The following is a 15,563-nucleotide window of genomic DNA, read 5'->3' as shown; positions in this document are numbered from 1 at the left end:
CGCCCCCATGAAACTGCGCTTCACCAAGATGCAGGGCGCCGGCAACGACTTCGTCGTGCTGGACGCCACGCGCCACCCGATGCCGCTGAGCGCCGATCAGCTGCGGCGCGTCGCCGATCGCCGCTTCGGCGTGGGCTGCGACCAGGTGCTGGTGATCGAGGCGCCGAAGACGCCGGACGTGGACTTCGGCTACCGCATCTTCAACTCGGACGGTTCCGAGGTGGAGCAGTGCGGCAACGGCGCGCGCTGCTTCGTGCGCTTCGTCGTCGACAAGGGGCTGACCGACAAGCGCACCATCCGCGTCCAGACGATCAACGCGCTGCTCGAGCTGCGCCTGCGCGACGATGGCCGCGTCACGGTGGACATGGGCGCGCCGGTCTTCGACCTGCCTGCGATCCCGTTCGATCCGGCGCGCGCGACGGCCCGGCCGGCGGAGGGCGTGGATGGCGGCTACGCGCGCTGGCCGCTGGACCTGGGCGACGGCATGACGGCCGAGGTCGCGGTGCTGTCGATGGGCAATCCGCACGCGGTGCAGCGGGTCGAGGACGTCGACCATGCGCCGGTGGCCATCGTGGGCCCGCTGGTCGAGAACCATGAGGCGTTCCCGCGCCGGGTGAATGCCGGCTTCCTGCAGGTGATCAGCCGGGGCGAGGTGAAGCTGCGCGTGTACGAGCGCGGTGCCGGCGAGACGCTGGCCTGCGGCACCGGCGCGTGCGCGGCGGTGGTCGCCGGCATCCGGCTCGGCTGGCTGGACGAGGCGGTGGAAGTGCACACGCGCGGCGGCGACCTGCGCATCGAATGGGCCGGCATGACGCCGGGCGGCCCGGGGCTGTCGGCCCCGGTGTACATGACCGGTCCCGCGCAGACGGTCTTTGAAGGAGAAATCGAACTGTGAGCGGCATCGAAGGCATCACCGAACAAGACATCGCCGACTACCTGGCGAATGACCCGGCGTTCTTCGAACGTCACGCCGAGCTGCTGGCCAACGTCCGGATCTCGCATCCGCACGGGCAGCGCGCGGTCTCGCTGCAGGAGCGCCAGGCGGAGCTGCTGCGCGACAAGATCCGCGGCCTGGAGCACAAGATCATCGAGATGATCCGCAACGGGCAGGAGAACGTCGCGATCGCCGACCGGCTGCACCGCTGGACGCTGGCGCTGATGCTCACCCGCGACGACAGCCAACTGCCCGAGGTGCTGCTGCGCGAGCTGCGCCACCAGTTCCTGATCCCGCAGGCCGGGCTGCGGCTGTGGAACGTCGGCGCCGGTCATGCGCTCGCGCCCTTCGCGGCCGAGGTCAACCCGGACGTGAAGACCTTCGTCGGCAGCCTGAACCAGCCCTACTGCGGCATCAATTCGGGCTTCGAGGCGGCGCGCTGGCTCGAGGACGACGTCGCGTCGCTGGCGCTGGTGCCGCTGACGGCGGGCACGCCCGCGCAGCCCTTCGGCCTGCTGGTGCTGGGCTCGCCGGATCCGACGCGCTACACGGCCGAGATGGGCACCGAGTTCCTGTCCCGCGTCGGCGAGATCGCGAGCGCCGCGCTGTCGCGCCTGCTGCACGCCGACCCCCATGCCGCCGGCCATGTCGACCGTCAGCCTGACTGACGAGCAGCGCCGCTACCTGGACCATCTGCGCGTGCAGCGCCGCCTGGCGGAGCGCACGCTGACGCTGTACACGGAAGCGCTGCAGCGGTTGACTGGCTTCGCCTCGGCGCAGGGGCTGGACCTGCTGCGCCTGAGCGCGCACCAGGCGCGGCGCGGCCTGGCCCAGCTGCATGCCGAGAAGCTCAAGCCGCGCACGCTGGCGCTGATCCTGTCCGCCTGGCGCGGCTGGTACCGCTGGCTGGGGCAGCAGGGGCTGGTCGATGCCAACCCGATCGCCGACCTGCACGCGCCCAAGCAGGGCCGGCCCCTGCCCAAGGCGCTGGGCGTGGACGACGCGGTGCGGCTGGCCGAGCACCATCAGGACGTCGCCGATCCCGTCATCGAAGCGCTCGAGCGCTGCCTCGTCGAGCTGCTCTACGGCAGCGGCCTGCGGGTGTCGGAGCTGGTGGGCCTGGACCTGCGGCATCACGCGGGCTCCGCCGGCTGGATCGTGCCCGACGCCGCCGAGGCGCAGGTGCTGGGCAAGGGCGCCAAGCGCCGCGCGGTGCCGCTGGGCGGGCCGTCGCTGGCGGCCCTGCAGCAATGGCTGGCGGTGCGCGGCCAATGGGCCGCGGCCGACGAGCCGGCGCTGCTGGTCGGCCCGCGCGGCCGGCGGCTGAGCGCCGACCAGGTCCGCAAGCGCCTGAAGCAGCGGGCGCTGGCCGCGGGCATGCCGACGCATGTCCATCCGCACATGCTGCGCCACTCGTTCGCGTCGCACCTGCTGCAGAGCAGCGGCGACCTGCGCGCGGTCCAGGAACTGCTGGGCCACGCCAACATCAGCACCACGCAGGTCTACACCCGGCTGGACTTCCAGCACCTGGCCAAGATCTACGACGCGGCGCACCCGCGCGCCCGCAAGAAATAACCGATTGATCCCGATGCCCCGCACCGCCCTGATCGCCTCGAAGGCCCCGTTCCCGTCCCGTCCGCTGCTGCTGTGCTCGGCGCTGCTCGCGGCCCAAGCGCAGGCCCAGGCCCAGGCGCAGACGCAAGCGCCCGGGGCCGAGCCGCCGGTGGTCTCGGCGCCGTCCGTGACGCCGGAGCTGAAGGAGCCGCCGCGAGTCGTGACCGCGACCGACAGCCGGCCCGCCGCGTTCGAGCTGAACTGGTCGCCGATCAAGATGCCCACCGGGCAGAAGACCGCGCTGCTCGGGGCGAACTACATGGTCGCCATCAACGAGGATTGGGGCATCGGCCCGGCGGCCTACGGCGCGGCGAAGGGCGAGTTCGGCGGGCTGTTCACCGTCGGCTTCAACCTGCAGCGGCGCTTTCGCGTCGGCCCCAACCTGCACCTGGCGGCCAGCGTCTATGCCGGCGCGGGCGGCGGCGTGAGCTCCGACAAGGTGCGTCCGGGCGGCGGCCTGATGCTGCGGCCTGAGCTCTCGCTGCGCGGCGAGTTCGGCAACTGGTACGCCGGCGTGGGCGTGTCGCACGTCACCTTCCCGAACGGCAACGGCAACATCAAGGACACCGGCGTCGCGTTCACCATCGGCCGGATGGACCGCTTCCTGAGCTTCAGCCCGAGCGACTCGGGCTCGCCGGGCCGCGCGGGCGACCGCACCGGCATGGGCTTCGACGAGATCGCGCTGAGCGCCGGCGTCGAGAAACCGCGCAGCGGCAGCCGCACGCGCGGCGGCGTGCCGCTCACCGGCCGCAAGGGCAAGGCCGGCGGCGACCTGCGTCAGTACTTCGGCGACGGTTCCTCGTGGTGGGGCCTGGAGGCTTCGGGCGCCGCGTCCGGCGGTCACGACGGCTACATGGAGATCCTCGCCAACGCGGGCCAGGACTGGGGCATCGGCAGCCAGCGCCTGCGGGTGGGCGGGCAGCTGTCCTTCGGCCTGGGCGGCGGCGGCGACATGGACACCGGCAACGGCTGGCTGGTGCGGGTCGGGCCGACGCTGCGCTGGATCACGCCCTGGGGGCCGACGCTGCGGCTGGATGCGGGCTACATGAAGGCGCCGTGGGGCCATTACGACTCCTTCCAGGTGCGCGGGTCGCTGGCGCTGCCGCTGGAGAAGGTCTCGCGCATCCTGAACACGCCGCCGCTGGAGTCGGGCACGGTGCGCGCGCAGACGCTGTACCTGAGCACGCCCTACTTCAAGGACTTCAAGTTCAAGGACGGCTCCCGCGACAACGTGACCGGCCTGGGCATCGGCATGACGCGCGACTTCGGCGGCCCGTGGTACGGCGTGGCGCATGCGGGCAGCGCGGCGCTGGGCAAGGCGGGCGCGTTCTCCTACGGCATGTTCGGGCTGGGCGCGCAATCGCCCAAGTGGAACGGCATGCGTGTCGGCGCGGAAGCGCTGGTCGGCGCGGCGGGCGGCGGCGGCGTGTCGGTCGGCGGTGGCGCGGTCACGCAGGGCGAGGTCTGGACGCAGTGGGAAGGCACCGGCCGCGACCACCTGCGGGTGAAGGTCGGCGTCGGCCAGTGGAAGGCGCTGGGCGGCGAGAAGCAAAGCACGCCCATGGTCAGCCTGAACATCGGCTGGGCCTTCGGGACCTTGGGGCCGGCGGCGAAGCGCTGATCGAGGCCGGGCGCTGCGGATTCCGGCCGCTGCGCCACGCGGTCCGCCAGCGGGCCGCGGCGCCGATTATTGAGTTTTATCGGGCGGACCGATAAATTATCGCCTTCCCGATAATTCGCCGATAAAACGATGATCTCCTTCCCCCGGACCGACCTGGCTCGGCAGATGGTGCCGGCGCTGATGGGCCGGACGCTCTTCGGCGACGCCCACAACGGCCTGTTCCTGTCCGGGCCCCGGCGGACCGGCAAATCCACCTTCCTGCAGGCCGACCTCAAGCCGGCCCTGGAGGCCGAAGGCGTGGTGGTCGTCTACACGGACCTGTGGGAGGACACCGGCCGCGATCCGGCCACCGTCATCGCGGACGCCATCGGCAAGGCGCTGGAGCCTCAACTCGGGCTGGTCGCGCGAGCCGCGAAGAAGGCAGGCCTGGACAAGCTCAGCCTGGCGGGCTGGCTGCAGGTGGACACGAGCCGTATCGGCCGGGTGGACGGACTCACCCTCGTCGACGCGCTGCGGGCGCTCCATGAGACTGCCGGCAAACCGGTGGCGCTGATCATCGACGAGGCGCAGCAGGCGCTGACCAGCGAGCGCGGCGAGGTGGCGATGACCTCGCTGAAGTCGGCGCGCGATCAGCTGAACCGGCGCGACGAGGTCAACTTGATGCTGGTGATGTCCGGCTCCGATCGCGACAAGCTCATGCGGCTGGTCAATTCGAACGCGGCGCCGTTCTTCGGATCGCAGGTGCAACGCATGCCGCCGCTGGGGGCCGATTTCATCGCGCATGTGGCCGGCCTGATCGAAGCGCAACGTCCCTCGCTGGCGCCGGTGGACCAAGCGGCGCTCCAGCAGGCCTTCGAGGCCATCGGCCATCGGCCGCAGCTGTTCATGTCGACGCTGGACGGCGTGCTGAGCCCCTTCTCCGGCATCCGCGGGCGCTTCGAGAAGGCCCTGCTGGAGGCCTCCTCGGAGCATTCGCGCCGGGACGAGGAGGAGATGGAATCCACCTTCCTGGGCCTCAAGCCCATCGAGCAGGTGGTGCTGTGGCGGATGCTGGAGATGGGCGGGCGCTTCCGCGCCTTCGATGCCGAGGCGCTGCGCTTTTATGGCGAACTGCTGGCCCAGCCGGTCAGCGTGGGGATGGCGCAGCGGGCGCTGGAGTCGCTGCGCGAGCGCTCGCCGGTGCTGGTCTGGAAGTCCGCGCGCGGCGAGTACGCGGTGCAGGACGCCGCGATGCATCGCTGGTTCGATGAGCGCCGCAGGAACGGCACCTGGCCGCCGGTGCCGCGGCAGGTGCAGGGGCTGGGAGACGACTAGCGCCGTCGTCAAGGACAATCCGCCCCCATGAAAGCAATTCGTCTGCGCGAGGGCAAGGACCGCTCGCTGCTGCGCCGCCACCCGTGGGTGTTCGAGGGCTCCATCGCCAAGGGCAAGGCCGACGCCGGCGAGACCGTGCGGGTCGAGGCCGCCGATGGCCGCTTCCTGTGCTGGGCGTCGTTCAGCCCGGAATCGCTGATCCGCGTGCGCGCCTGGAGCTTCGATGAGCAGGAGCGCATCGACGCCGCCTTTTTCGAGCGCCGCATCGCCGCCGCGATCGCGCTGCGGGCGCGCATGCCGATCGATTCCGACGCCGTGCGCCTGATCCATGGCGAGGCCGACGGCCTGCCCGGGCTGATCGTCGACCGCTACGGCGACACGCTCAGCGCGCAGTTCCTGTCCGCCGGCACCGAGCGCTGGAAGCAGACCATCGCCGACCAGCTGCTCGCGCAGACCGGACTGACGCGGCTGTACGAGCGCTCCGACGCCAACGTGCGCACGCTCGAGGGCCTGGCGCCGGTCACCGGCTGGCTGCGCGGCGAGGGCCCGACCGAGATCGTCATCTCGGAGAACACCTGGAAGCTCAGCCTGGACGTGGCCGAGGGCCACAAGACCGGCTACTACCTCGACCAACGCGACAACCGCCGCAAGTTCGCCGAGGCGGTGCGGCAGTACGGGTGCCAGTCGGTGCTGAACTGCTTCAGCTACACCGGCGGCTTCTCCGTCGCGGCGCTCGCCGGTGGCGCGAGCGAGGTCATCAGCGTGGACTCGTCCGGGCCCGCGCTCGAGCGCGCCATCGCGCACGTCGCGCTCAACGGCTTCGATCCGGCGCGGCACACGGCGCTGGATGCCGACGTGAACCACACGCTGCGCGACCTGCTCCGTCAGGGGCGGCGCTTCGACGCGATCGTGCTGGACCCGCCCAAGTTCGCGCCGACGGCGGCCCATGCGGAGCGCGCTGCGCGCGCCTACAAGGACATCAACCGGCTCGGGCTGATGCTGCTGAATCCGGGCGGACTGCTCTTCACCTTCTCGTGCTCGGGCGGCGTGGGGCCGGAGCTGTTCCACAAGATCGTGGCCGGCGCCGGCATCGACGCGGGCGCGGACGGGCTCATCCTGGACCGCGTCGGCGCGACGCCGGATCACCCGCAGACCATCTACTTCCCGGAGGGCGAGTACCTCAAGGGGTTGCTCATCCTCAAGCGCTGACGGCGCAAGCACCGGACTTCCCCCCAGGCCTCACCCGCAAGCGGGAGAGCGGGGGGGCTTCAGGGGCGCGCCGCCGGGAGGGCCAGGCGCGGCTCGAACTTCGCGCGCTTGACGCTGAAGAAGGCCTTCACGTTGCGGACGTTGGCCTGCTGGGTGAAGAGCCGCTGCACCAGCGCGTGATAGGCCGGCATGTCCGGCACCTGCAGCACCAGCACGAAGTCCGGCCCCGGCGCGACGCGCCAGCACTGCTGGACCTCGGGCGCCGCGACGGCGATGGCCTCGAAGGCGTCCAGGTGCTCGGCGCCCTGGCGGTCGAGCGTGATCTCGACCAGTGCCGACAGGCCCGCGCCCAGCTTGTCCGGCGAGAGGATGGCCACCTGTTTCTCGATCACGCCGGTCTCCACCAGCCGTCGCACGCGGCGCAGGCAGGTGGCGGGCGAGACATGCGCGCGTTCCGCCAAGGCTTGGTTGGAAAGCGACGCATCCTGCTGGAGGAGGTCCAACACCCTCAGATCGATGGTGTCCAGCTCGATGGAACATTTCATGTTTTATTTGCCGATGAAAGAATATGGCGCAGTGCGTCGAGAGTGAGCGATTCTTTCATTGGTGGCATAAATTTGAAAGCATCCACCTGATCGGCGTACCTAGGATGGCGCCCATTCGCAATTCATCCGGGACACCCGGGGAGACACACCATGTGCGGCATCGTCGGCGCGGTCAGCCAGAAAGACATCGTTCCCATCCTGATCGAGGGCCTGAAGCGGCTCGAGTACCGCGGCTATGACTCCTGCGGCGTGGCGGTGCACCAGGACGGCATGCTGCGCCGGGCGCGCAGCACCTCGCGGGTGGCGGAGCTGCAGGCGCTGGCCGCGCAGGACGGCGTGGCGGCAGGCACTGGCATCGCGCACACGCGCTGGGCGACGCATGGCGCGCCGGCGGTCCACAACGCGCATCCGCACTTTTCGCACGGCCCGGGCGCCGAGGCGCATCGCCAGCCTGGCCGCGTGGCGCTGGTCCACAACGGGATCATCGAGAACCACGACGAACTGCGCGCCGAGCTGAAGGGCCGCGGTTATGTCTTCCACAGCCAGACCGACACCGAGGTCATCGCCCATTTGGTGGACTTCCATTACCACGGCGACCTGCTGGAGGCGGTGCAGACCGCGGTGGGGCAACTGCGCGGCGCGTATGCGATCGCGGTGTTCCACAAGGACGAGCCGCATCGGGTGATCGGCGCGCGCGAGGGCTCGCCGATGGTGCTGGGCGTGGGCAGGGACGAATACGCGGGCGCCAATTTCGTCGCTTCCGACGCGATGGCGCTGGCCGGCGTGACCGACCAGATCGTCTACCTGGAAGAGGGTGACGTCGTCGACCTGCAGTTGGGCCGTTACTGGATCAGCCGCAAGGATGCGGCGACGGGGCGTTTCGTCAATGTCGAGCGCGAGGTGAAGACGGTGCATGCGCACAGCGGCGCCGCGGAGCTCGGGCCGTACCGGCACTACATGCAGAAGGAGATCTTCGAGCAGCCGGTGGCGATCGCCAACACGCTGGACGCGGTGACGGGCATCAGCCCGGAGCTCTTCGGCGACGGCGCGTACCGGGTGTTCAAGGAGGTCGACTCGGTGCTGATCCTGGCGTGCGGGACCAGCTATTACGCGGGTTCGACGGCCAAGTACTGGCTGGAGAGCATCGCGAAGATCCCGACCAGCGTGGAGATCGCCAGCGAGTACCGCTACCGCGAGAGCGTGCCGAATCCGCGCACGCTGGTGGTGACGATCAGCCAGAGCGGCGAGACGGCGGACACGCTGGCGGCGCTCAAGCATGCGCGCTCGCTGGGGATGCTGCACACGCTGACGGTGTGCAACGTGTCGACGAGCGCGATGGTGCGCGAATGCGCGCTGGCCTACATCACGCGCGCCGGCGCCGAGATTGGCGTGGCGTCGACGAAGGCCTTCACGACACAGCTGGTGGGCCTGTTCCTGCTGACGCTGGCGCTGGCGCAGACGCGGGGCCACCTGACGGACGAGCAGGAGGCGGAGCACCTGAAGGCGCTGCGCCACCTGCCGGTGGCGGTGCAGGCGGTGCTGGCGCTGGAGCCGCAGGTGATCGCGTGGAGCGAGGAATTCGCGCGCAAGGAGAACGCGCTGTTCCTGGGCCGCGGGCTGCATTACCCGATCGCGCTGGAAGGCGCGCTGAAGCTCAAGGAGATCAGCTACATCCACGCCGAGGCCTACCCGGCGGGTGAGCTGAAGCACGGCCCGCTGGCGCTGGTGACGGCGCAGATGCCGGTGGTGACGGTGGCGCCGAACGACACGCTGCTGGAGAAGCTCAAGAGCAACATGCAGGAAGTGCGGGCGCGCGGTGGGGAGCTGTTCGTCTTCGCGGACGGCGACACGCGCATCGAGAGCGAGCCCGGGCTGCATGTGATCCGCCTGCCGGAGCATTACGGCGCGCTGAGCCCGATCCTGCATACGGTGCCGCTGCAGCTGCTGGCGTATCACACGGCGTGCGCGCGCGGCACGGACGTGGATAAGCCGAGGAATCTGGCGAAGAGTGTGACGGTGGAGTGAGGGGCGGCTGCACGTTGGAGTTCCGTGCCATTAAAGTCTGAGACATGGCAAACGAAGGGGCGCTTCATGCGCCCCATTTCTTCGATGTGCTGTGATCGATAGCGGTGCTGCGGTGCCCGAGTCCCGGATCAGAGAAGAGCTCCAGTCAAATTGAATGACAGTAGATCAATTGGAAGGCGCGCAATGTGGTGGGGCAACAGCACCAGACATGGCGCTCAACTGCGCTGCGACCGGAGAAGTTCGTTTCAATTGATGCCGGAATCATCGAAGCGGTCGCCCTAGGAGAACTCAAACGCGTCGTCCCCGCTGGATGGGCCTCTCAGATCCTTGAACGTTCGATTCATCTTGCGAGACGGCTAGGCAGCCAGCGCTTGGTCGACCAAGGCGTCAGCGAGCGATGTCTGCGTGGTTCGAGTGTGATCCAAGCGCGGGCGCAGGTCAGCGCAGAGACGACGGAGTTCGGTGACGCGGGCAATGATGCGCGCTTGCTCGCTAACCGGTGGGACGGGGATCGCCTTCCGTCTGAAGTCTCCGACCACGCACCAGCAACTGAACATGTGCGCTCATTTCCGGGACGGTCATCCGCCTTATCGGCCGTCGTCGTTGCCCCTAGCAACCGCAACTCGCGGGCGCTAAGGTCTGCGGAACCGCGAATGCTGCTGCTCGCATTCTCTGTCTCGATCGGCGCTTCACGGAGGGTTCGTGCACCGCCTTACGAATTTGGCTTCCGCTGCGAAGCTGCCCCCTGCGAAGTCCGCATGGGGCGCCCACGAGCGTGCGCAGCGGGATGGCAAGGCCACCGGCCAACGCCAAGCCTCAAGCTTCAATCCTCACTGAAGTATTCCTGATTCCCGGAGCATCGTGAGGCAGTCGGTCTTGTAGAACCGAGGCCGACCGTGGGAGGCATTCCCATTTCCGATGAGAAGCCCAGCAGCGTCAATCTCGACGTCCGTAAGACCGAAACCGGTGGCAATGATTTCGCGGAATGCTGGACCGCCAGATCTATCAACCTGCCGCACACAAGTGCGCTGGGAATCGAGCCGGCCCATATTGACGGGGTCAAAGCCAAAGCCCATGAACGCAATCTTGTCGGCCCACAGGAGATGTTCATGAGCCAGGGTTAGGACCGCGCTGTCGTTGCGTCCCTCGGGGATGACCTGAAGGTGCTTCGCAACTATGGCTGCGGCGTTGTTCTCGGTTCCATATCCATAGGCGAGATAGCCGTCTCCCTCTGGGAGTGGGGCGCTCAGAGAGCCATACACGTGGACGACTTTGAGGCCCTGCAGTTTCCAGAGTGCCTGCTTCTGCGTGACTCCATGTGAGTGGATGATGGCCTGGAGCAGATAGTGCTCGAGCGACCGGTCGTAGTTGAACGAGACGACGCGCAGGCAACTGAAGTCCAGTTCATCCCAAGACGCAGCGCCGAACTTGTTCCATAAATACTGCATCCAACCATCTGCGTGTGTGCATCGGTCGAGCGAGGATGCCTTCTCGCATTCGAGTAGCACCGCGGCGATGGCACGTTTTCCGATGTCCGAGAACTGTGGCCGTCGTGCGAGGAAAGAGTCGATGGAGTACATCTGCGAGCCGCGGAACGCGTCGATGAACTCGTAGAGGGCTGCTCCGTCTGGATTGAATAGGCCGGCTTGAATTGCGAACGGCTGTCGATCCACGGTGACCAGATTGTGGATGGCTGCGAGCAGCCCCGCGCCTGTTGGAAAGCCCATGGCCCGGCTTGCGCCGGCGCCAAGCACCAGAGTCGTCTTGTTCTTGAGCACGAGTCTCCCTCCTTGTCCGAGCGCGGGCTAGAGCCCTCCGTCGGTCTGCTTTTCTACTGGTTTCGCAATGCGAGCCTAGCTGATGAGCGTACTCTGAATCTCTTGCGGAGTGAGCGAGCACGCACCAGATGCTTGTCCGTTCAGCTAGCTTCACGTCCTAGAAGCCCAAGGACTGCTTCCAGCGTAAAGCGGTAGACCTTTCGGTCTCTGCACCAGCGGCGATGACACGGTCAGCGAGCTCGATCGTCGCGAGTTCTTCGGCCAGCGCCTCGTCGAGGTCCTCGCATGCCAGTCGCAGCACGAGAGCGGGGGAACTCGAGGTGGCCCGCCTCCAATGCGGCGAGCTCGGCATCGCACCATCGATCGTTTGCGGTGCAGGTGGGTGCTATGACGCCGTAGTCCTGTCCACCTGCGGCCAGAAACGCCTCAACAGCGCCGTCGGCGTCGCCGAGACGTAGCTCGAGCATGCGGCGGACCATGCGCTCAGCAACCCCCGAGCTTGCCTTCCGGGCTCCGCGCCGACATGAACCTTCGCACCAATGCGCAGCGTCGCGCCCTGCTGCTGGCCGCCGTTCTCTGCCAGTAGGTCGCGCACCCCAAGAGCAAATCCCCACTAGGGCAGCCGAGAGATGGCGAATAATATGTCTCAGTTGGGAGATTCCCGGGCCTTAGTGCCAGCCCCGCGCTTTGCGGGAAGAGTCTCCCAGGGTGCATTGGGATGTGCCCGCCCTAGACATCAAATACGGTAAACGAAATGGCTCAAGCGGATACCCTGGTTGCCTTGGTGAGAGCAGTCAGCGGCGGCGACCACCAGATGTTCCGAAAATCAGCGGAGGCGTTGATTCAGGAGGAGAAAAGCAAGGGGCATCGCGTCTTGGCCGAACGTCTCGAGAAGGCTTTGCTAACTGCCTCTGCGCAGACTTCTCTCTTTCAATCAAACGCGCAGAGGACCAAGCAGTCCCAGGCCTACGGAGCAGCGCCAAAGGATTTGGTGGCGGAGGTTGTTCCTGAGCGCTCATTAGATAGCTTGGTGCTGCCGGAAGGCATTCGATCACAATTGCGGGAGCTAGTTGAAGAGCAGCACCGTGCGGAACTTCTACATGCACATGCTCTAAGTCCGATGCATCGCGTTCTGCTCGCAGGGCCGCCCGGGAATGGCAAAACGACTGTGGCGGAGGCTTTAGCCTTTGAGCTAATGGCGCCGCTGATTGTTGTCCGGTACGAATCGCTCATCGGCAGCTACCTGGGCGAGACATCTGCTCGGCTTAAGGCGCTTCTCGACTACGTCAGGACGCAGCGCTGTGTCCTCTTTTTTGACGAGTTCGAAACACTAGGAAAAGAACGGGGTGACACCCACGAAACGGGAGAAATAAAGCGAGTCGTTAGCTCCCTATTGCTTCAACTGGATGCTTTGCCCGACTACGTAGTAGTAGTGGCAGCCAGTAATCACCCTGAGTTGTTGGACCGCGCTGTATGGCGCCGGTTTCAAGTTCGCCTGGAGCTGCCGAAGCCAACGCGTGCTCAGCTCACTATCTTTGTGGCCTCCATTGCCAAAAAATGCGACGTTAATTTTGGCGTGGCCGCTGAGACGATCGCAAAACGTCTGCTAGGTCTGAGTTTTGCGGAAGTGGAAGAGTTTTGCATGGGCGTGGTGCGGCGCGCCGTCTTGAGTACGCAGATCAACGACGCCAAGGCGATCACCATGTCAAGACTAGCGCAATGGAAAAAGCGTTTGATGCCGAAAGGGGAAGTTGCATCGGATGAATGAGACTAGCTGAAATAAATAACGAATAGCTAGACAACTACAAGCAAAAGGGGAGGAAGATGCCAGACTATTTGCCACTACTAGTTTTTCCGGATAAACGGGTGCTTCAACCCGACCCGGGTCAGGGTTTTCCGGTTCAATCGCCAAGAGTTCCGGGCCATGGCGCGCAGGTGGTTCGCGTCGAGCGGCAGATTCAAAGCATTGAAGCGGACTTCGCCCGCTATCAGGCAACGTTAACCGGCGCCTTGGCTGGCCTAGAGCCTGAAATGGTCTTGGTCATCGAGGTCGTCGGGCGCGTCGAGGACTTCAAGCAGGCCATCGAAGCCGCTGGGCTTGAGTGGCTGGGCGAGACAGAGCTAGATGAATTCGAGGCTGCAGATGATGGGTTCTACGAACTTGACGAAACGGGGAATCGGACCGGCAAGCCGCTAAGTGGGCGCATGTTCCTTGCAATGAGCAACATGGCTGGCTTGCAGGAACTGTTGTCTTTATGGCGGCAATGGAGGGTAGGCCGTGGGCTGCCCTATGGAAAGACAAAATGGAAGGCAGTGTTCGAGCAGTTGAGCGTGCTGCGCCGATGGGGAATCGAAGAGACGCTATTTGAGACAGGAATGATCGATCGCTGGCGCGATCTCGTCGATCCTTTGCAGCCCAATCAGCTGATCACATTCCAAGTCGAGCTCTTCTACAGGAGAGATGCGGCAAAGCGGAGACGCAACGAGACTGTGCTGACAGCGTTGTTCGAGGGGCTAGGCGGTCGGCCGCTGGGGGCTTTTCTCGACATGCCTGAAATTGCTTTCCATGCAGTGAAGGGTGAGCTGCCGGCCGGCGCTATCAAAAGGCTGCTAGACGAAGTGGAAGCATCGGATTCGGAAGTTGACATTGAGCTCTTCAAGTTTCCGAGCATCATGTATTTCCGACCTACGGGGCAGAGCTTGGCCACTTCCGGAGAGGGGGAGGGAGAAGTCGGTGTGTTCCCTGAGGGGGCCAGTGAACTGCAGGCGGTAGCTGCGCTCCTCGACGGCGTGCCACTGCAGTTGCATGAGGCCTTGAAGGACCGGGTGATTGTTGATGATGCCTTCGGTCTTGAGGCGAACTATCAGCTTGGCGAACGCAAGCACGGCACCGCGATGGCGTCATTGATCTTGCATGGTGATCGCAGCAACCCAGAATCGGAGCCACTGGGGCGGCAGCTGTATTGCATTCCTGTAATGCAACCTGACCATCAGACGCTCAATCACGACGAACACATGCCCGACAGTGTGTTCTTCGAGGATCGCATTCATGTGGCTGTGCGGCGCATGTTTGAGGGCAGTGGAGACCTTCCCGCACAGGCTCCGTTTGTGAAGGTGGTAAATCTCTCAATTGGAGATGCGGCGCGGGAATTCATTCATACGCCGAGCCCATGGGCTAGATTGCTCGATTGGCTTTCCTATCGTTATCGGGTTCTATTCTGCGTCAGCGCAGGTAACTACGCCGATCAAATTGATCTTGGATTCAACCAGCAGCAATGGGCAGTTCTTTCCGAACAGGAAAAGATCAAGGCTACGCTGACGGCAATCTCGAATGGCCTCTCTTCCAGACGCCTACTGTCGCCTGCCGAGTCAATGAACGCCGTTACCGTGGGCGCGGCGCATGCCGACGACTCAGGCGACCACTATCCCCAGATCGGTCAGCGAGTGGACATCCTGCCGTCGCAAGCGCTCTTTAGCCCGGCTAGTCGGCTGGGGTTTGGCTTTCGGCGTTCGATCAAGCCGGACATTCTGATGCCTGGTGGACGGCAGCTCTACATGGCGCCAGTGCAAGCCGGCTCTAACAGCTATCGCGTCGATAAGTCTCAACTTGCTCCGGGGCAAAAGGTTGCATTCGACAGCAAGCAGCCGGGAGCGCTGACGAATGAGGCGTTTTCGCGAGGCACAAGCAATGCAACCGCTTTGGCGACCCGCGGCGCTGTACGCCTCTACGACATGCTTGACAGGCTTCGTGTTGAGGAGGGGGAGGCCATCCCCGAGTCGTTGATGTCGGTGCTGATGAAGGCATTGCTTGTCCACGGAGCCAAGCAGGACGACGCGGGAAAGAAGCACTTGGAACAAGCACTGAAGAGCGTCAGCAATTCAAGGCAGTTCAAGCAGGTGGTCGCACGGTTTCTGGGCTATGGAGCGGTTGACATAGAGCGCGTGCTGACCTGCACCGAGCGCCGGGCTACGGTACTGGGATGCGGCGAGATTCGTGAGAACGAGGTTCACGAGTATGCATTTCCGATACCCGTAGGCTTTTCTTCCCAGAAGATTTGGCGTCGGCTAGTGGTGACACTTGCTTGGTTGACGCCAATCAACCCGGGTCACCGGAATCTTCGCGAGGCCAAACTGGTATTGGAGCCGGGCGGAGGAAGCTGGCCTAGCCAAGTTCTCAGGCTAGACCGTCAAGATGGGGATCATAACCAAGTCGAACGGGGCACGGTGCAACACGAGGTGCTGGAGGGGAAGAACCAGATACAAGCGTTCGAGGACGGCGCCAATCTGCGAATTCGCGTCGTGTGCAAGAAGGATGCGACTGCGCACCTCGATGCGGTAATCCCCTACGGGCTTGCGGTCACTTTGGAAGCCAAGGCGGATATTCCGATCTATCAAGACGTGCGGGCTCGCATCAAGCCGGCAGTGCTCGTTGCGCCGTGATCCCGGAGCTTTGATCTACTGCAAGAACTCTTGCAAGAAGGTCTGGGTGACTGATCAGAGTTCTTTCCCAGGAGGGGGCAAGA

General features: G+C 65.3%; 11 protein-coding genes. 9 read left to right on the top strand and 2 right to left on the bottom strand.

What is annotated here, in order from left to right:
* Positions 1-7: 7 nt before the first annotated feature.
* From dapF to BM393_RS15050, 6 genes are all read left to right on the top strand, one after another.
* Positions 8-895: a diaminopimelate epimerase gene (gene dapF, locus BM393_RS15075; protein WP_091727739.1), complete on the top strand. Its 888-nt coding sequence runs from the start codon at positions 8-10 to the stop codon at positions 893-895.
* Entirely contained in the window at positions 892-1,602 is a 711-nt protein-coding gene (locus BM393_RS15070; RefSeq protein WP_091727734.1) for a DUF484 family protein, read from the top strand. Before dapF ends, BM393_RS15070 begins: the two co-directional genes overlap by 4 nt.
* A complete protein-coding gene (locus BM393_RS15065) occupies positions 1,580-2,509 on the top strand; it encodes a tyrosine recombinase XerC (protein ID WP_254783465.1) in 930 nt (309 codons plus the stop codon). Before BM393_RS15070 ends, BM393_RS15065 begins: the two co-directional genes overlap by 23 nt.
* 13 nt (positions 2,510-2,522) lie before the next feature.
* Complete coding sequence (locus tag BM393_RS15060) at positions 2,523-4,169, top strand: hypothetical protein (RefSeq protein WP_141225349.1); 1,647 nt, start codon at positions 2,523-2,525, stop codon at positions 4,167-4,169.
* A gap of 129 nt (positions 4,170-4,298) precedes the next feature.
* Complete coding sequence (locus tag BM393_RS15055) at positions 4,299-5,483, top strand: AAA family ATPase (protein WP_091727725.1); 1,185 nt, start codon at positions 4,299-4,301, stop codon at positions 5,481-5,483.
* Between the two features lie 27 nt (positions 5,484-5,510).
* Positions 5,511-6,692 (top strand): class I SAM-dependent rRNA methyltransferase, encoded by a 1,182-nt coding sequence (locus BM393_RS15050; RefSeq protein WP_091727722.1) that lies wholly within the window; start codon positions 5,511-5,513, stop codon positions 6,690-6,692.
* A 59-nt stretch (positions 6,693-6,751) separates the two neighbouring features.
* Here BM393_RS15050 and BM393_RS15045 read toward each other — a convergent pair whose 3' ends face one another.
* Positions 6,752-7,237: an Lrp/AsnC family transcriptional regulator gene (locus BM393_RS15045; RefSeq protein ID WP_091727718.1), complete on the bottom strand. Its 486-nt coding sequence runs from the start codon at positions 7,235-7,237 to the stop codon at positions 6,752-6,754.
* Between the two features lie 150 nt (positions 7,238-7,387).
* Between BM393_RS15045 and glmS the strand changes: the two genes are divergently transcribed.
* Entirely contained in the window at positions 7,388-9,262 is a 1,875-nt protein-coding gene (gene glmS, locus BM393_RS15040) for a glutamine--fructose-6-phosphate transaminase (isomerizing) (protein ID WP_091727715.1), read from the top strand.
* An 830-nt stretch (positions 9,263-10,092) separates the two neighbouring features.
* Here the strand turns inward: glmS and BM393_RS15035 are convergent.
* Positions 10,093-11,040 carry a hypothetical protein gene (locus BM393_RS15035; protein ID WP_091727711.1) on the bottom strand — a complete coding sequence of 316 codons (948 nt, stop codon included), beginning with the start codon at positions 11,038-11,040 and terminating at the stop codon, positions 10,093-10,095.
* Positions 11,041-11,794: 754 nt separating this feature from the next.
* Between BM393_RS15035 and BM393_RS15025 the strand changes: the two genes are divergently transcribed.
* On the top strand, positions 11,795-12,808 hold the full coding sequence (locus BM393_RS15025) for an AAA family ATPase (RefSeq protein WP_091727705.1): 1,014 nt from the start codon (positions 11,795-11,797) through the stop codon (positions 12,806-12,808).
* Between the two features lie 56 nt (positions 12,809-12,864).
* Positions 12,865-15,480, top strand: a complete 2,616-nt coding sequence (locus BM393_RS15020; protein ID WP_091727702.1) for a S8 family peptidase — start codon at positions 12,865-12,867, stop codon at positions 15,478-15,480.
* Positions 15,481-15,563 lie beyond the last annotated feature (83 nt).

Origin of the sequence: Mitsuaria sp. PDC51, from assembly GCF_900113225.1 — a bacterium.
Taxonomy (GTDB): domain Bacteria; phylum Pseudomonadota; class Gammaproteobacteria; order Burkholderiales; family Burkholderiaceae_C; genus Roseateles.
This window is presented reverse-complemented; position numbering and strand designations above follow the sequence as displayed.